General features: G+C 71.0%; 13 protein-coding genes. 8 read left to right on the forward strand and 5 right to left on the reverse strand.

Features of this window, described 5'->3' with window-relative positions:
- Positions 1-239: 239 nt before the first annotated feature.
- The 3 genes from WDW90_RS19645 (at position 240) to WDW90_RS19655 (ending at position 4,388) form a co-directional block, all read left to right on the forward strand.
- Positions 240-2,288, forward strand: a complete 2,049-nt coding sequence (locus WDW90_RS19645; RefSeq protein ID WP_336489141.1) for a protein meaA — start codon at positions 240-242, stop codon at positions 2,286-2,288.
- 97 nt (positions 2,289-2,385) lie between these two features.
- A complete protein-coding gene (locus WDW90_RS19650; RefSeq protein ID WP_336489142.1) occupies positions 2,386-3,393 on the forward strand; it encodes an MraY family glycosyltransferase in 1,008 nt (335 codons plus the stop codon).
- Between the two features lie 71 nt (positions 3,394-3,464).
- Positions 3,465-4,388, forward strand: coding sequence for an NAD-dependent epimerase/dehydratase family protein (locus tag WDW90_RS19655; protein ID WP_336489143.1), 924 nt, complete (start codon positions 3,465-3,467; stop codon positions 4,386-4,388).
- 15 nt (positions 4,389-4,403) lie between these two features.
- On the opposite strand, the gene WDW90_RS19660 is transcribed toward WDW90_RS19655, so the two are convergent.
- From WDW90_RS19660 to WDW90_RS19675, 4 genes are all read right to left on the reverse strand, one after another.
- Positions 4,404-6,389: an SDR family NAD(P)-dependent oxidoreductase gene (locus tag WDW90_RS19660; protein ID WP_336489145.1), complete on the reverse strand. Its 1,986-nt coding sequence runs from the start codon at positions 6,387-6,389 to the stop codon at positions 4,404-4,406.
- A gap of 85 nt (positions 6,390-6,474) precedes the next feature.
- A complete protein-coding gene (locus tag WDW90_RS19665) occupies positions 6,475-7,335 on the reverse strand; it encodes a DUF1206 domain-containing protein (RefSeq protein WP_336489146.1) in 861 nt (286 codons plus the stop codon).
- 11 nt (positions 7,336-7,346) lie between these two features.
- Entirely contained in the window at positions 7,347-7,688 is a 342-nt protein-coding gene (locus tag WDW90_RS19670) for a hypothetical protein (RefSeq protein WP_336489147.1), read from the reverse strand.
- Positions 7,689-7,799: 111 nt separating this feature from the next.
- Positions 7,800-9,245, reverse strand: a complete 1,446-nt coding sequence (locus tag WDW90_RS19675) for a homospermidine synthase (RefSeq protein ID WP_336489149.1) — start codon at positions 9,243-9,245, stop codon at positions 7,800-7,802.
- A 558-nt stretch (positions 9,246-9,803) separates the two neighbouring features.
- Between WDW90_RS19675 and WDW90_RS19680 the strand changes: the two genes are divergently transcribed.
- From WDW90_RS19680 to WDW90_RS19700, 5 genes are all read left to right on the forward strand, one after another.
- On the forward strand, positions 9,804-10,457 hold the full coding sequence (locus tag WDW90_RS19680; RefSeq protein WP_336489150.1) for an invasion associated locus B family protein: 654 nt from the start codon (positions 9,804-9,806) through the stop codon (positions 10,455-10,457).
- Positions 10,458-10,489: 32 nt separating this feature from the next.
- Positions 10,490-10,858, forward strand: coding sequence for a hypothetical protein (locus WDW90_RS19685; RefSeq protein ID WP_336489151.1), 369 nt, complete (start codon positions 10,490-10,492; stop codon positions 10,856-10,858).
- A 120-nt stretch (positions 10,859-10,978) separates the two neighbouring features.
- Complete coding sequence (locus tag WDW90_RS19690; RefSeq protein ID WP_336489152.1) at positions 10,979-14,392, forward strand: hypothetical protein; 3,414 nt, start codon at positions 10,979-10,981, stop codon at positions 14,390-14,392.
- Between the two features lie 59 nt (positions 14,393-14,451).
- Entirely contained in the window at positions 14,452-14,850 is a 399-nt protein-coding gene (locus WDW90_RS19695; RefSeq protein ID WP_336489153.1) for a DUF1801 domain-containing protein, read from the forward strand.
- Positions 14,851-15,467: 617 nt separating this feature from the next.
- Positions 15,468-15,995: a cytochrome P460 family protein gene (locus WDW90_RS19700; protein ID WP_336489154.1), complete on the forward strand. Its 528-nt coding sequence runs from the start codon at positions 15,468-15,470 to the stop codon at positions 15,993-15,995.
- Between the two features lie 193 nt (positions 15,996-16,188).
- Here the strand turns inward: WDW90_RS19700 and fliP are convergent, their stop codons facing one another.
- Positions 16,189-16,887, reverse strand: a complete 699-nt coding sequence (gene fliP, locus WDW90_RS19705) for a flagellar type III secretion system pore protein FliP (RefSeq protein WP_336489175.1) — start codon at positions 16,885-16,887, stop codon at positions 16,189-16,191.
- Positions 16,888-16,964 lie beyond the last annotated feature (77 nt).

Raw genomic sequence — 16,964 nt, forward strand, 5'->3', positions numbered from 1 at the left:
GGGGCCGCCCGTCGCGGCCCTCGCAACGTCTGTCGCGGCAGCGGCAAATTCGGTTCATCGGCCGCACAGATTTTTTTCGCGGGACTTGCGTCGGGATCGATGCGAGATGCCGGCTCGCGAGCCGTGTTGCCTCCGACCTTCGTGCCGGATGACGCATGTCGCCGGCTCGGCTACGTTGGCGGCAAGGCGCGGCGCGCGTATGCCGCTGCCACGGTCTCAGGGAAGCGGAGTTCGGACGGATGGGCGGACAGGCGGCGGTCACAGAGGTGAAGCGCGACAAGCCGTGGATCATCCGCACCTATGCGGGCCACTCCACCGCCGCGGAATCGAACAAGCTCTACCGCGGCAACCTCGCCAAGGGTCAGACCGGCCTCTCGGTCGCCTTCGACCTGCCGACCCAGACCGGCTACGATCCCGACCACGAGCTTGCCCGCGGCGAGGTCGGCAAGGTCGGCGTATCGATCGCGCATCTCGGCGACATGCGCACCCTGTTCGATCAGATTCCGCTCGCCCAGATGAACACCTCGATGACGATCAATGCGACGGCGCCCTGGCTGCTGTCGCTCTACCTCGCGGTGGCCGAGGAGCAGGGCGCGCCGCTCGCGGCCCTGCAGGGCACGACCCAGAACGACATCATCAAGGAGTATCTCTCGCGCGGCACCTACGTGTTTCCGCCCGCGCCCTCGCTCCGGCTCACCAAGGACGTGATCCTGTTCACGACCAAGGAGGTGCCGAAGTGGAACCCGATGAACGTCTGCTCCTACCACCTGCAGGAGGCTGGCGCGACGCCGGTCCAGGAACTCTCCTACGCGCTCGCCATCGCGATCGCGGTGCTCGACACGGTGCGCGACGACCCAGCCTTCGATCCGGACAGCTTCCCCGAGGTGTTTGGCCGCATCTCGTTCTTCGTCAATGCGGGCCTGCGCTTCGTCACCGAGATCTGCAAGATGCGGGCCTTCTCGGAACTCTGGGACGAGATCGCCCGGGAGCGCTACGGCATCGACGACCCGAAGAAGCGCATCTTCCGCTACGGCGTGCAGGTCAATTCCCTCGGCCTGACCGAGCAGCAGCCCGAGAACAACGTCCACCGCATTCTGATCGAGATGCTGGCGGTGACGCTCTCGAAGCGCGCCCGCGCCCGCGCCGTGCAGCTCCCCGCCTGGAACGAGGCGCTCGGCCTGCCGCGTCCCTGGGACCAGCAATGGTCGATGCGCATGCAGCAGATCCTCGCCTTCGAGACGGATCTCCTCGAATACGACGACATCTTCGACGGTTCGCACGTGATCGAGGCGAGGGTTGAAGAGCTGAAGACGCAGACCCGCGCCGAGCTCGAGCGCATCGGCGGGATCGGCGGCGCGGTCGCGGCGGTCGAGACGGGAGCGCTCAAGCGTGCCCTCGTCGAGTCGAACGCCAAGCGCATCTCGGCGATCGAGGCGGGCGAGCAGATCGTCGTCGGCGTCAACAAGTGGCAGAACGGCGAGCCCTCGCCGCTGACCGCGGGGGAGGGCGCGATTTTCACGGTCTCCGAGACCGTCGAGATGGAGGCCGAGCAGCGTATCCGCGCCTGGCGCTCCGAGCGCGACGCGAAGGCGGTCGAGTCGGCGCTTGCCGATCTGGAACAGGCGGCGCGCTCGGGCGCCAACATCATGCCGGTCTCGATCGCGGCCGCGAAGGCGGGCGTCACAACGGGCGAGTGGGGCGAGCGCCTGCGGCAGGTCTTCGGAGAGTACCGCGCGCCGACCGGCGTGACGCTCGAGACGGCCTCCTCGGGCGCGGCCGAGGAGGCCCGCCTGCTGATCGCGGATCTCGGCGAGCGCCTCGGCGAGACGCCGAAGCTCGTGGTCGGCAAGCCCGGACTCGACGGCCACTCGAACGGCGCCGAGCAGATCGCCCTGCGGGCGCGCGACGTCGGCTTCGACGTGACCTACGACGGCATCCGGCAGACGCCGGCCGAGATCGTCGCCAAGGCGAAGGAGACGGGCGCGCACGTGGTCGGCCTGTCGATCTTGTCGGGAAGCCACGTGCCGCTGGTGCGCGATGTGAAGGCGAAGCTGCGGGAGGCTGGGCTCGACCACGTGCCCGTCGTCGTCGGCGGCATCATCTCGTCGGAGGACGAACTGGTGCTCAGGAACATGGGCGTGCAGGCCGTCTACACGCCGAAGGACTACGCCATCGACAAGATCATGGTCGGCCTTGCCCGGGTTATCGAGCGCGCTCTCGACACGGCCGGCGCCGACCGGCGGGAGGGCGGCACGGGCCGCGGAGGGGAGGCCGCGCAGGTCTATTGAGCGGGAGGTCGCGCCTGCGACCCGATCCGGAGTGCGTCGCGTTGGTTGAATGGGACGGCGCTCGGCCGATCGCCCGTAGCGGATCGTCGGCCGCCGCATGATCGCAGCACCCGTTCTTGTCGTCCCGATCGCGGCCGCGGTGAGCGCCGGGCTGATCGTGCTGCTGCGCCCGCTCCTGCAGCGCTACGCGCTGGCGCGCCCGAACGCCCGCTCGAGCCACACGGTCCCGACGCCGCAGGGAGGCGGGATCGCAATCGTCGCGGCGATCCTGCTGACGGCCGGTCTGCTGCCGCTGGCGGACGCGGCGCCGCGGGAGATGCTGACGCTCGGCCTCTCCACCGTCTCGCTGGCGCTGGTCGGTGCGGTCGACGACATCCGGCCCCTGCCGGCGGGCCTGCGCCTCATCCTGCAGGCTGCCGCGGTGACGGCCCTCGTCCTCGCGGTCGATGGACAGCTCGTTCCGGCTATACCCGCCTGGATGGAGCGCGGCCTCGCAATCCTCGCCGGCCTCTGGTTCGTGAACCTCGTCAACTTCATGGACGGGCTCGACTGGATGACCTTGAGCGAGATCGTGCCGGTCTCGGGCGCCCTGTTCCTCGCCGGCACAGGCGGCGCGCTGCCGCCCGCGCCAACCTTGGTCGCGGCGGCGCTCCTCGGCGCGATGCTGGGCTTCGCCCCCTTCAACCGGCCGGTGGCCCGCCTCTTCCTCGGCGATGTCGGCTCCCTGCCGATCGGTCTCGTCACGGCCTGGCTGCTCTACCGCCTCGCGCTGGAAGGCGGCCTGGCGGCGGCGATCCTGCTCCCGCTCGTCTACATCGCCGACGCGACGCTGACATTGGCGCGCCGGGCGCTTCGACGCGAGCCGGTCTGGCAGGCGCATCGCAGCCATTTCTACCAGCGGGCCACCGTGAACGGCCTCAGCGTGACGGGTGTCGTGGCCCGCGTCTTCGTCGTCAATCTCGGTCTGGCGTTCCTCGCGGCCGCGACCTTGCTTTGGCCGTCCTGGCCCTTCACCCTGGGAGCCTTGGCGGGCGGTGCCGTGCTGGTGGCGGCGCTCCTCGCTCGGTTCGCCCGCGCGCCGCGGCGCACGCTGCCGGCCATCTAGGGCCGTCTCAAATGCCCTGGCGGCGGACCGGCATCGGCACCGCCGGGACAGGATCGAGGTCGAGGTTCGATGTGAGCGGGACGCTCGTTGCACTCACCGGCGCGACCGGCTTCATCGGGCGCCATCTCCTGCGCTCGCTCACGGAAAAGGGGTATCGGGTGCGGGTCCTGCTGCGGCGGCCCGTCGAGGTGCCGGACGGGGCCGCGAGCGCCGTCGTCGGCGATCTGACCCGCCCGATGAACATGGCGGCCGCGCTGACCGACGTCGATGCCGTGGTGCACTCGGCCGGGCTCGCCCACGCGATGTCGGGCGCGCCTGAGGACGATTACCGCACCCTCAACACCGAGGCGACGCGCCGCCTCGCGGAAGCCGCCGCGAGAGCCAAGGTACGCCGCTTCGTCTTCCTGTCCTCGATCCGCGCGCAGGTCGGCGCGAGCAGCGACATCGCGCTGACGGAGGCGGACGCGCCCGCGCCGACGGACGCCTACGGGCGCTCGAAGCTCGCGGCCGAGCAGGCCCTCGCCGAGATCGGCCTCGACTGGGTCGCGCTGCGGCCCGTCCTCGTCTACGGCGCCGGCGTCAAGGGCAACATGGCCGCGCTCCTGGCGCTCGCCCGCAAGCCTTACCCGCTCCCCCTCGGCGGGCTCGCGCAGCGCCGTTCCCTCGTATCGGTCGAGAGTCTTGCTGGAGCGGTCGCAACGGTGCTGCAGGCGCCCGCCCCCCTCGGACGCCCGCTGATCGTCGCCGATCCGGATGCGCTGACCCTGCCCGAGATGGTGACGGCGCTGCGGGCCGGGCTCGGCCGTGGACCCGGCCTCGTGCCGGTACCGCAGGCGCTGCTCGGCCTCGCCTGCCGACTGAGCGGCCGGCAGGACGCCTTCGCGCGCCTCTCGACCGGCCTCGTCGCGCGCTCGGACGGGTTGATGGCGCTCGGCTGGCACCCGGCCATGCCTTCGCGGGACGGCCTCGCGGCGCTGGCCCGGTCAGCGACCTGAGAGCGGGCTGGCGGATCAGGCCGGCGTCGCCGCGGGCTGAGGCGGGGAGGCCTCCGCGGAGGCCGCGGACGCCGAAGCGCGGTCGCGGAAGTCGGGGATCGCGGCCTCGAAGACCGCCTCGGCCTCGGCGCGGTCGCCGGCCGACACAGCCCGCCGCAGGCGCTCGGCCCAGCCGTCGAGCACGGCCCGGTCGGCGAAGACGGGCTTGGCCGCCATCACGCCGTCGATTCCGTCGAGCGTCACGCGCGGTTCCTCGCGGGCGAACAGGATCTCGTTCAGGCGCTCGCCCGGACGGGCTCCGGTCGTGACGATCTCGATCTCCTCGCCGGGCTCGAAACCGGCCAGCCGGATCATGCGCTCGGCGAGGTCGCGGATGCGCACGGGCTGGCCCATCTTGAGCACGTAGACGGCGGCCCGCTGGTCCGCACCCTCGGGCGAGGCCGGAAGCGCACGCGCCTCGCGGTCGGCGTGGGAGGCCGCCGTCAGGACGAGGTCGGCGGCCTCCCGCACCGTCATGAAGTAGCGGACCATCTCCGGATGCGTGACCGTGACCGGGCCGCCGCGGGCGATCTGTGCCTTGAACACGGGGACGACGGAGCCGACCGAGCCCAGCACATTGCCGAACCGCACGGCGATGAGCCGCGTCGGAAGGCCCGCATCCGAGCCCGTCTGCTCGGCGTCGAGGGCCTGCGCGTACATCTCGGCGAAGCGCTTGGTGACGCCGAGCTGCGAGACCGGCTCGATCGCCTTGTCGGTCGAGATCATCACGAGGGCGCGGGCCTTCGCGGCGATGGTGGCGTCGGCGACGTTGATCGAGCCGAGGACGTTGGTCTTGATACCCTCCGTCCAGTCCCGCTCGAGATACGGCACCTGCTTGAGCGCCGCGGCGTGGAACACGTAATCGGGCCGGAACTCCGCAAAGACCGTCTGAATGCGGTCGCGATCGCGGATGTCGGCGAGCACCCCCGTCACCTCGGCCTCGGCATTGGCAAGCGCCGGCTGGCTCAGGACGCCGTGCAGAGCCGGTTCCGAACTCTCGACCACGAGCAACGCGCTCGCTCCGAAGGCGAGGGCGCGGGCGCAGATCTCGGAACCGATCGAGCCGCCGCCGCCCGTGACGACGACGCGGGTGCCGCCGAGGAAACGCTCGAGCCGCGGACGGTCGATCTCGACGGTCGGGCGCAGAAGAAGGTCCTCGATCTCGAGAGGCGCGAGCTCGGCGTCGCGCATGCCCTCGCCGAGGCTCACGACGCGGGCGAGCGGCAGGCCGAGGCGCCGCGCGCGGGCGATGAGATCGTCGGGCTCCGCTTCGGGCGTCAGCGCGCTCGGCGTCGCCACGAGGCGGCGCACCGGCTGCCCACGCTCCGCGAGGTTCGCGACGACCTGCTCCAGATCCGAGAAGCCGCCGAGCACGGGCACGCCGCGCATCATCTGGCCCGCCTCGCCGGCGCGGGGCGACAGGATGCCCTTCGGACTGAGCTTGCGCACCGAGCCCGATTCGATGGCGCGCAACAGGATCTCGATGTCGCCGCCCCGCCCTAGGAGAAGGGTCGGCACCGTCGCGGCGCGGGCACTCGACTGCCGCGAGCGGGTGTATTTCAGGTAGCGGAAGGCGAGGCGGGTACCGCCGAGCAGGAAGATCTGCAGCACCCAGTAGAGGACGATTGCGACCTTGCCGAAGAAGTAGAACCCGTAGAGGTCGGCCGAGACCAGAACGTAGTCGAGAACGAGGAGCGTCAGCGCAAGCACGCTCGCAGCCCGCACGATTCCGGCGAGGTCGGGGAGCGAAGCGAAGCGCCACTTCGTCCGGTACAGCTTGAACCGCGCGTAGACGAGGCCCGCGAAGGCCATGAACGGCGGCAGCAGCAGCGGCAGCGCGTGCAGCCGCTCGGCGAGAAGATCGCCGTTGAAGCGGAACACGAAGGTGAGGATCACGGCCAGCGCGGTCGCCACGAGGTCGTGGACCACCATCACCGCTGTCTTGTAGATGCGCTGCTGCATGAGCTCCGGGCCGGCCCGCGGTATCGGCGCAGGCCGCGCCTCTTGTCAACGCGGCCTCGACGACCGCCGAACTCGTCCCAAACGGTCAGGTGACCGATCGCACCGCGCGGGCGACCGCGTCGTCGGCCTCGTCGAGATCGGGCGCATCGATGCGCCGGTAGCGGGCCTGGATCAGGCCGAAGGTCCCGAACGCGAAATGCCCCGCCGCCACGACGGCGAGAAGGAACCAGCCGTAGGGCTGCGCCCGCAGGGCGGTGAAGGCACCCGCCAGTCCCTTCACCTCGGACGACGCCTGATGCCAGGCCGCCGCGACGAAGAACCCGCCGATGATCAGGAAGGCGACGCCACGGGCGGCATAGCCGAACTGGCCGATCGGCTTTGCCCAGCGGCAGGCCGCCGCATCGAGGGCGAGCCGTAGCGTCACGTCGCCTTTCCAGGCCTTGACGAGGAAGGCGAGGCCGCCGCCCGCCACCCCGAACCCGATCAGGGCGACGAGCCAGAGACCGAAGGGCTTCGCGAGGAGCCAGGCGGTCCAGTCCTGCATACCCTTGTCGCCGCCGCGGTGGACGCCGAGGCCGAGGGCGAGGCTCGCGGCGGTCAGCGAGAGCCCGGCGTAGACGGCGGCACTGCCGACATGCGCGGCGCGGACGGCCAGCCCCTTCAGGTCCGCCCCGCGACGATCGGCGTCGGTAATGCCCTCGACCGCGCGCCACACGGCAAAGCCGAACAGCCCGATCGCGATCAGCCCGACGATCCAGGGACCGAAGGGCCCGACGAGCACCGCTTGGAGCGCGCTCCGGCTGTCGCCGGGCCGACCGCCCCGGCCGATCGCCGCCAGCAGCGCGAGGGCGCCGACCACGCAATAGACGATGCCGCGGGCGCCGTAACCGAACCGGGCGAGGCGCTCGAGCGTGTTGCGGCCGAGATGCAGGAGCGAGAAGCTCATTCGGACGCCGCTCACGCGGGATCGCGCTGGGCCTTGCCCGAGAGCGCCACGTAGAACCCGAGGCCGTCCTGGGCCGGCAGGGTGTGGAGACGCTCGATCAACCCGCGGCGCTTGGCGTCGAGCAGGAGGCGCCCGGCCGGCTGGAACAGCGTCTCGCCCCCGCCCTCCGGCGGCGCGTCGAGCCGGATCGCCACCGTCTTGCCCTTCGCGAAGCGGCTGCGCTCGATCATCTCCTTCAGGGAAGCCTCGGCGGTGGGACGGTTCGCCCCACGCAGGTCCAGCACCGACTCGGCATCCGTGACGCCGAGAGAGCCGCGCAGCTTGGCGGCGTAGAAATCTTCGAAATGGGGCAAGGGCTCAGAATCCGAACGCGATCCGGGCCCGAGCTTAACACCCGCCGCGCGGGCGCGACAGGCATTCGCTCGGGCGCAGCATCCGCTCGTGCGCCCCGCCGGAACGGACCGTCAGCCGTGCACCAGCACGTTGCGGAACTGCCAGGGATCGCTCTCGTCGATGTCCTCGGGGAAGAGGCCCGGGCGATCGGCAAGCGGGGTCCAGTCCGTATAGACGCCGATGACGGGGCCGAGATACGGCGTCTGCACCTCCAGACAGCGGCGGAAGTCGATCTCGTCGGCCTCGACGATGCCGGCCTCCGGGTTCTCGAGAGCCCAGACCATCCCCGCAAGCACGGCGCTCGTCACCTGGAGACCGGTGGCGTTCTGATAGGGTGCGATGCGCCGGGTCTCCTCGATGGAGAGCTGCGAGCCATACCAGTAGGCGTTCTTGGCGTGGCCGTAGACGAGGACGCCGAGTTCGTCGATGCCGTCGACGATCTCGTTCTCGTCGAGGATGTGGTGCTGCTCCTGCACCTTGCCGGCATTGCCGAACATCTCGTGCAGAGAGAGCACCGCCTCGTTGCAGGGATGGTAGGCGTAGTGACAGGTCGGGCGGTAGACGACGGTCTCGCCCTGCTTCACCGAGTAGTAATCCGCGATCGAGATCGCCTCGTTGTGGGTGACGAGGAAGCCGAACTGAGACTGGGCGGTCGGCGTCCACGAGCGCACGCGCGTATCGGCGCCGGGCTGCAGCAGGTAGATGGCGCAGCGCGAGCCGCTCTCCTGCTCTCGGGCGTTGTCGGGCTTCCAAGTCTCGTGCGTGCCCCAGCCGAGCTCGGCCGGCTGGTTGCCCTCAGACACGAAGCCCTCGACCGACCAGGTGTTCACGAAGACGCCCATCGGCTTCTCGCTCTTGGCGCGCTGCGTGTCGCGCTCGGCGATGTGAATGCCCTTGACGCCGAGATCCTGCATGAGCGCCGCCCATTCCGCGCGGGATTTCGGCTCGGGCCGCGACAGGCCCGTATCCTGGGCGATATTGAGCAGCGCCTGCTTGACGAACCACGAGACCATGCCCGGATTGGCGCCGCAGCAGGAGACCGCCGTAGTGCCGCCGGGGCTCGCGGCGCGGGCGTTCAGGATCTCCTGGCGCAGCGCATAGTTCGTGCGGTCGCCCTGGCTCTTGGTCTTGTCGAAGTAGAAGCCCGGCCAGGGCTCGGCGACGGTGTCGACGTAGAGGGCGCCGAACTCCCGGCACAGCTCCATGATGGCGCGCGAGGAGGTATCGACCGAGAGATTGACGCAGAAGCCCTGGCCGCCGCCCTCGGTCAGCAGCGGTGTCAGGATCTCCCGGTAGTTCTCCTTCGTCAGCGCCACCTTCTCGAAGCGCAAGCCGTGCTTGTCGGCGAGGCCGCGATGCGCGTCGGAGGGATCGATCACGGTGAAGCGGGCGCGGTCATACTCGAAGTGGCGCTCGATGAGGGGCAGGGTGCCGCGGCCGATCGAGCCGAATCCGATCATCACGATGGGGCCGCTGATGCGGCCGTGGATGGGATGCTGGGCCGGCGTATCGGTCATGATGCTGGCAATCCTTCCTGAGGCGCCCCGTCTGGCGAAGCGGCTGCATGTAAATGTCGGAAATGACGAATGAGCGACGCGCTCAGTGGCGCCTCGCGCCCGATCGGTCAACCGCCGACCGGACCGCGAAGGTTGAACGGCGCGTTGCCGACGCATGAGGTTCGTGCATGGCGGCCACGCGGCCCGCTGCATGGCAGCTATCCACGGCCGATCGCGCATTGCAATGCAGGACGACGTGTCGGCGCCCCTCGCTCTGGAGGCACTCATGCTCACCGTACTGGCCTTGGATTTTGCCAGGCCGGTCGAGGAATCCGTCGATCGCGATCCCGGCGTGCTGACCCTCGCGGCCGACGTCGTCCGGGCGCTTCGACGCGGGCAGGCGGCTGCCTTCGCGCGCCGCTGCGAGAGCGCGCACGACCGGAATTCACGGCGCGGGCCAATCGGCGCCGGGTGTAGCGACTCCGCTCTCCCGAACAATTCATGGCGGCCTCGATTGCGTCGGGCACGCCGGGCGGGTAGGCGGCAACGCGTCGTCGCGTTGCCCACGGGGACCCGCCCATGCCGCCGATCCGCGTGATCCGCCCCTTTGCCGCCTGTCTCGCCCTCGCACTCCTGAGCACGGCGCCCGGCCTCGCGCAGGAGGATGCCGCGCCGCCTCCCGAGGCCGCGCCGAAGCCGAAGCCGCGCAAGCCGGCGCCGAAGCCGAAGGCCGAGACCAAGCCCGAGCCGAAAGCCGCCGCCGCGCCGGAGGCCGCGAAGGCGCTCTGGCCCGAGGGCGCGAGTTCGGTCAGCGAGACCTACGGCGACTGGACCGTGAACTGCGTCCATGAGCCGGCGATCCAGTGCGTCATGATGCAGTCGCAGGGCGATGCGAAGACCGGGCGCCGGCAATTCGCCATCGAGTTGAAGACGCCGCGGGACGGACGCGCGGAGGGCGTGATCCTGATGCCGTTCGGGCAGGCGATTGAGCCCGGCGTCACCTTCAAGCTCGACGACACGGTGCTGGGCAAGGGCGCGCCCTACCTGACATGCGGGCCGGAGGGGTGCTACGTGCCGGTCAGCCTGCCGACTTTGGCGACCGACACGATGAAGTCCGCCCAGAACCTGACGGTGACCGCCCAGAAGCGCGAGGGCGCGGAACCGACCGTGATCACGGTACCGCTCGCGGGCTTCGCCGCGGCCTTCGCCCGGATGATCGCCTTCGGCGGCTGAGCCCGTCGGAACAAACCATGCAAGGTCCGACCATGAAGCGCATCCTTGCGGCCGCCATCCTGATCGGCCTCGCGGCGCCGCTCGCCGCCCAGCCGACGCCCGACGGACCGGCGCCCGACCCGCGGGTCGAACGGCAGCGCAACAACGCGGCGAAGCTCGCGGGCCTGGTGGCGTTCGTGGACGCGTCCTGCCCAGGCGCGAAGGGCGATGCGGACAGGCTGCGCAGCGCCGTCTCGCGCCTCGGCGTCGACCCCGATGAGCTGAGCCGGGGCGACCTCAACTTACGCGCGAGAGCATACACAGAGATCTATCAGAAGGACGTAGAGGCCAATTGCAGGCGGGCGCTCGACACCTTCGGCGAGGCCGGAACCGCGATCCCCGGCCTCGTGGTCAGGAAGTAGCCTCCGCCCCGAAGCCCCGATTAAGCGCCCGTTAGCCGCGTTTCGGCACACTTCCCCGATCTGGCGTTTCCGGCGACGCGTCCTTCGGGGCGGGCGCCGCTCTCGGGTGTGGCGTTCGCGATGGGGGCGGCTCTCGCAACAGGACGGCGTTCGGGCCGGCGCGGTGCGCTGGCGCGGCTCGCCCTCGCGCTCGCGCTCTCGACGGCGATCCGCCCGGCGGAGGCCGCCCGGCTGGTCTCGGCCCGGGGCAGCCAGGCCGAGAGCTACGGGCGCCTCGTCCTCGCCTTCGACAAGTCCGTGCCGGTCCGGGCGAAGGTGTCGGGCACCGTGCTGGTCCTGAGCTACGGCGAGCGAACCGCGGCCGCGCCGGAGCGGATCGCCGCCGAGATGCCCGCCTACGTCTCGACCGTGCGGCGCGACCCCGACGGGACCGGCCTGCGCCTCGCGCTGCAGAAGCCCTACCGGGTCAACGTGCAGGAGGCGGGCGAGCAGGTCTTCGTCGATCTGCTGCCGGAGGGCTGGTCGGGCCTGCCGCCGCCGCTGCCGCCCGAGGTCGTGGCAGACCTCGCCCGCCGGGCGCAGCGGGCCGAGGCCGCGCTCAAGGCCACGGCGCCGCCGCCCGCTCCGAGGCCGCTCGCGATCGAGGTCGCGCATCTGCCGACCGTGACCCGCCTGTCGCTCCGCCTGCCGACGGGCCTGCAGGCCGGGATCGAGCGGGCCGGCGCGGCGACCCGGATCAGCGTCCCGGGCGCGTGGCGCATCGACGTCTCGGACACGCGCGGGCGCATCAAGCCCGCAGTCTCGGGGCTGACGGTCGAGTCCGACGATACGGCCGCGAACCTCCTGATCACGCCGGGCGACGGCTACGCCGTCACCGCCGAGCGGGACGAGGACGCGCTCACCATCGACGTCGCGCCGACGGGGCCGATCCGGACGGGCGAGACCGCGCCCGGCGTCAAGGGCGATGCCGATGCCAGGGCGGCGCTGCAGGCGCTCGTTCAGGAAGCGGAGGCCGAGGCTCCGAAGGCCCCGGCAGAGCCGCACCCGGCGGCCGCGCAGGCTCCGGGCACGCCCCGGCCCAAGGTGGCCGACAAGGCGGCAGACGCCGCGCCGTCGCCGGCCGCCGCGCCGAAGCGGGCCGCCCGGCCGGCCGGCGACGGGCTCGTCTTCTCCTTCGCGCGGCCGGTCCCCGTGGCGCTGTTCGAGCGCGCCGGCCTCGCCACCCTGGTCTTCGAGACGAGCGAGGCCGTGACTCTGCCCGTGGGCCGGCCGGCCGGCTTCGAGATCGTGTCCGGGCCGAGGCGCAGCGGCGGCGTCGTGACACTGCAGATCGCCGTGCCGCCGGCCAAGCTTCTCGACCTCCTGCCCGTCGGCGATCCCGACGCGCCGGGCGGCTGGGAACTCGCGGCCGGCGACGCGCTGAGCGAGAGCGAATCCCTCGTGGCGACGCGGCTGCCCGCCCAGTCCGGCCGCGTCGGCCTCGCCGTGAAGCTGCCCGATCCCGTCAGCGCCACCTGGCTCGATCTCGACGGCGAGCGGGTCGCGGTGGTGACGACGCTCGCCCGGCGGCCGGCCGGCATCGCCAAGCGCCAGCGCTTCGTCGATTTCGAGCTGCTGCCGAGCCGCCTCGGCGTCGCCGTCCTGGCGCAGGCCGACGATCTCGTCGTACGGCCGGACCTCGACGGCGTCACCATTGCCCGCGAAGGCGGGCTCGCGGTCTCGGCCGTGGCGCGCCAGCCGGAGGTCGCGGTCGGCGAGATCGGCGAGCTCGCCATCCAGCGGGGTCCCTGGGAGGTCGCCCGCCGCGGCAACGTCCGCGACACGCTGCGCGGCCAGATCGAAGCCGCCGCGGCGGTCTCGGGGTCCCTGCGCGGGCCGCCGCGGCTCGCGCTGGCGCGTGCCTATCTCGCCAACGGCTTCACCACCGAGGCGATCGCCGTGCTGGAGGCCGCGAGCTACGACGATCCGCTCGTTGCCGCCCAGCGCGACGTCGGGATCCTGTTGGGCGCGGCGCAGGCCCTGACCGGCCGGGCCGAGGAGGCCAGGCACACGCTCGGCGCCGAGGCGCTGGCGCGCGATCCCGAGGCGGGCCTGTGGCGCGGCTACGCGGAAGCCCTGGCCGGGCGCTGGCTCGCCGCCGAGAGCGCCTTCCGGGGCACGCTCGGCATCCTCGACCGCTATCCGGACGACCTTCAGGCGCGCCTCCGGGTGGCGGTCGCCGAGACCGCGCTCGAAGCGGGGGATCTCGAGACCGCGACCCGGCAGATCGGGGCCGCCGCCGGGCGCGCACCCGACGCCCTGACCCGCGACGGCCTCGCGCTCCTGCGCGGGCGCATCGAGGAGGCGGCGGGGCAGGGCGTGGCGGCGATCGCCAGCTACGAGCGGCTCGAGCGCGAGGCCGTGCAGCCGGTCGCGGCGGAAGCCGCCTACCGCGCCGCGATGCTGGCGCACGGATCGGGCAAGCTCGATGCCGCCGGCACGATCGACCGCCTGGAGCGGCTCGCCGTGATGTGGCACGGCGGCGACACGGAGAATGGCATCGTGGCGGGGCTCGCGCGCCTCTACCGGGAGGCGGGGCGCTGGCGCGACGCCTTCATGACGACCCGGCGCGCGACCGCGACCGCGCCCGACGCGCCGGTGAGCCGCGCCCTGTTCGCGGAGGCGCAGAGCCTGTTCGACGAGCTGTTCCTGACCGAGCGCGGCGACAAGCTCTCGGGGATCGAGGCGGTCTCGCTCTACTTCGACTTCAAGGAGTTCGCGCCGATCGGGCGGCGCGGCGACGAGATCGTCCGGCGCCTCGCTGACCGGCTCGTGGAACTCGACCTGCTCGATTCGGCGTCCGACCTCCTGCAGTACCAGGTGGACAACCGCCTGACCGGCCCGGCGCGCGCGGGCGTCGCCGCGCGCCTCGCCGCGATCCGGCTGATGGACGGCAAGCCGCTCAAGGCGCTCGAAGTGCTCGACGCCACCTACCTGCCGGAGCTGCCGGGCGAATTGCGTCGCGCGCGCGCCCTGATCCGCGCGCGTGCCCTGTCGGACCTGTCGCGCACGGATCTCGCGCTCGAGACGATCGACGGGGAGACCGGGCCGGACGCGCAGCGCCTGCGCGCCGACATCCTGTGGGGCTCCCGGCGCTGGCGCGAGGCGGGGGAGGCGCACGAGACGCTGCTCGGCGACGCCTGGCGGGGCCGCCAGCCGCTGGACGACGCGGCGCGCGCCGACGTGATCCGGGCGGCGATCGCCTACGACCTGTCGGGCGAGACGCTGGGGCTCGAGCGCCTCAAGGGGAAGTTCGCCGGGCCGATGGCCGAGAGCGCGGACGCGCGCACCTTCGCGCTCCTCACCGGCCCGAACGCGCTGCGCGCGCCCGGCTTCCGCGAGATCGCCCAGCGCGCGACGAGCGCCGAGACGCTTGCGGCTTTCCTCGCCGAGTACCGCAAGCGCTACCCCGACACGGCCGTGCCGGACCGCGGCAAGGCTGAGAAGGCGGCCGAGAACCGGCCGGAAGGAGCGCCCGCGACGCCGCCGGGATGAGGGCGCCGGCGGCGCGGGAATCGGTTCGCGGCGGGAGAACGGGCGAGGAGGGGCGCGGCATGGACGATCAAGGATCTCAGGGCGACAAGTCCCCCTCTGGGATGATCGATCGGAAGATCGAGGGCCTCGATGACTGGCGCGGCGCGGTGCTCGCCCGGATCCGTGCCCTGATCAGGCAAGCCGATCCCGATGTGGTCGAGGAATGGAAGTGGCGGGGCGTACCGGTCTGGTCTCACGGCGGCATCATCTGCACCGGTGAGACCTACAAAGCCGTCGTCAAGCTGACCTTCATGAAGGGAGCCGCGCTCGACGATCCCGCCGGCCTGTTCAATGCCAGCCTCGACGGCAACGCGCGGCGCGCCATCGATATCCGCGAGGGCGAGGCCATCGACGAGGCGGCCCTGACGGCTCTCGTCCGCGCCGCCGCGGCGCTGAACGCGTCGCGCAGGCGCGGATAGCGGGCCTCGGCCGAGGCCGACGGCGGCGCCCCGACCTTTCCCGTGCGGACTTGCTCATTCACACACCGTCCCGGAAGCCGCGAACGGGACGGGGCGGGATCCGCGACCTGTCCCCTCTCCCGTGCGGGAGAGGGCTGGGGTGAGGGGTACGCCGTATCCGGAAAAACCTGATCCCTCACCCGGTCCGCTTGCCGCGGACTCGACCTCTCCCGAACGGGAGAGGTGGGAGGCGCCCGATCCTGCGACGTCGAGCCATTCGGGCGCGTCGAAGCGTGAGCCCGCCAGGCCCGCACGAGAGGGAACCTGTGATTCGTCCGGAAACACGGAGGCCTGCGTCGGCCTCGTCGCGAATCCGCAGGCACGGCAGGACCAGGCCACGCTGCGAACCCGATCAGCTTGAGCGTGCGGAAGTTCGCTCGCGTTGGGAAGCGGCCGTCAGCGGGTCGTGTCCCTGTCAGCGCCAGGTCAATCAAGCGCGGCCATTGCGTCTTCCATGAACTGAACTCACTCGTCCGCTTTACCAGAAGCCGATCGCGGCATACCTTTTCACCGAAGTATTACTGCGTCGTCCGAGAAAAATACGCGCCGACATCGTCAGTCGAAAGGGAAGGTGCGCCATGAAGCGGACATCGATCCGACCGTTCGCGGTCGCGACAGCGGCGTGCATCATCACTTTGCTGCCTATCGCAGTCGGAGGCGCCGATGACGAGGCATCGCCGATCTTCGGCGTCAGAATTCCTGCCGACTATCGCGACTGGCGGATGATCAGCGTGGCTCACGAAGCGGGCAATCTCAACGATATCCGCGCCGTTCTGGGAAACGACATCGCGCTGAAAGCTTATCGAGAAGGAACACGCCCTTTTCCTGACGGAACGATCATCGGAAGATTGGCTTGGACGTACGTTCCTTCTGATGAAAACAACGCGATTTTCGGACAGGCTCAATCCTTCGTTCCCGGAACTGCCACGAACATTCAATTCAGCGTCAAGGACTCGAAGAAGTATGCTGATACGGGGGGCTGGGGATATGGCCAGTTCGAAGGCGGCAAGCCCAATCCCAGCAAGGCGTTGATGGAGACGTGCTTTCCCTGCCATGCCCGCGCGAACAGGGCGGACGATTTCGTCTTCACGCGTTACGCGCCTTGAGGGCGCGGTGGCCGACAGGGCCACTCAGCGACCCTGCTATCCGCAATCGCCCGCAAAGGGCCGAGAGCGCGTGTCATTCGAATCATCGCGGCAGCGCTGGTTCTCCCGAACGGGCTTTCAGATCCGGACATCGACGTTGCACCGACCGGACGCCGATCACCTCTCCCGCACGGGGGAAGGGACCTGCGCCCCGTCAGGTCCCGTAACTCTGCACCAGCGAGCCGGCCACCAGCGTCCAGCCGTCGACGAGGACGAAGAAGATCAGCTTGAACGGCAGGGCGACGGAGGCCGGCGGCACCATCATCATGCCGACCGCCATCAGGATCGAGGCGACCACGAGGTCGATGATCAGGAACGGTATGAAGAGCAGGAAGCCGATCTCGAAGGCGCGGCGCAGTTCCGAGATCATGAAGGCCGGCGTCACGATCTCGAGGCCGACCGCCTCGGGGCCGGAGGGCGTCGGCACCTTCGCCATGTCGAGGAAGAGCTTCAGGTCCTTCTCGCGGACGTTGCGCAGCATGAAGGTCTTGAACGGCGCCGAGGCCCGCTCGAAGCCCTGCATCTGCGTGATCTGGCCGGCGATCAGGGGCTCGACGCCGGTGCGGTAGGCCTCCTTCGCCGTCGGCGCCATCACGAAGGCGGTGAGGAACAGCGCGAGGCTGACGACCACGGCGGTCGGCGGCGCGGTCTGGGTGCCGAGCGCCGAGCGCAGGATCGACAGCACCACCACGATCCGGGTGAAGGAGGTCGCCATCACGAGGACCGAGGGCGCGAGCGCCAGGACCGTGATGAGGGCGACGAGCTGGAGCGCGCGCTCGGTGACGCCGCCGGCCCCGAGGTCGACCGTGACGCTCTGGGCGAGGACCGGCGTCGCGCCGAGCGCCAGGCTCATGCCCAGGACGGCGGCGGCCAGGGCCGCGCCGCGGGCGAGCGGGCGGAGAAGGCGTCGATTCGGGGTGCTCATCGCGG

The sequence above is a fragment of the Methylobacterium nigriterrae genome (assembly GCF_037106235.1).
Classification (GTDB): Bacteria; Pseudomonadota; Alphaproteobacteria; order Rhizobiales; family Beijerinckiaceae; genus Methylobacterium; species Methylobacterium nigriterrae.

What these genes read in the sequence shown, in the direction of transcription:
- fliP (WP_336489175.1), bottom strand. Translation starts at nt 16,887, where the DNA reads ATGAGCCTGGCGCTCGGCGCGACGCCGGTCCTCGCCCAGAGCGTCACG.
- WDW90_RS19695 (WP_336489153.1), top strand. Translation starts at nt 14,452, where the DNA reads ATGGACGATCAAGGATCTCAGGGCGACAAGTCCCCCTCTGGGATGATC.
- WDW90_RS19700 (WP_336489154.1), top strand. Translation starts at nt 15,468, where the DNA reads ATGAAGCGGACATCGATCCGACCGTTCGCGGTCGCGACAGCGGCGTGC.
- WDW90_RS19650 (WP_336489142.1), top strand. Translation starts at nt 2,386, where the DNA reads ATGATCGCAGCACCCGTTCTTGTCGTCCCGATCGCGGCCGCGGTGAGC.
- WDW90_RS19680 (WP_336489150.1), top strand. Translation starts at nt 9,804, where the DNA reads ATGCCGCCGATCCGCGTGATCCGCCCCTTTGCCGCCTGTCTCGCCCTC.
- WDW90_RS19645 (WP_336489141.1), top strand. Translation starts at nt 240, where the DNA reads ATGGGCGGACAGGCGGCGGTCACAGAGGTGAAGCGCGACAAGCCGTGG.
- WDW90_RS19690 (WP_336489152.1), top strand. Translation starts at nt 10,979, where the DNA reads ATGGGGGCGGCTCTCGCAACAGGACGGCGTTCGGGCCGGCGCGGTGCG.
- WDW90_RS19675 (WP_336489149.1), bottom strand. Translation starts at nt 9,245, where the DNA reads ATGACCGATACGCCGGCCCAGCATCCCATCCACGGCCGCATCAGCGGC.
- WDW90_RS19665 (WP_336489146.1), bottom strand. Translation starts at nt 7,335, where the DNA reads ATGAGCTTCTCGCTCCTGCATCTCGGCCGCAACACGCTCGAGCGCCTC.
- WDW90_RS19685 (WP_336489151.1), top strand. Translation starts at nt 10,490, where the DNA reads ATGAAGCGCATCCTTGCGGCCGCCATCCTGATCGGCCTCGCGGCGCCG.
- WDW90_RS19660 (WP_336489145.1), bottom strand. Translation starts at nt 6,389, where the DNA reads ATGCAGCAGCGCATCTACAAGACAGCGGTGATGGTGGTCCACGACCTC.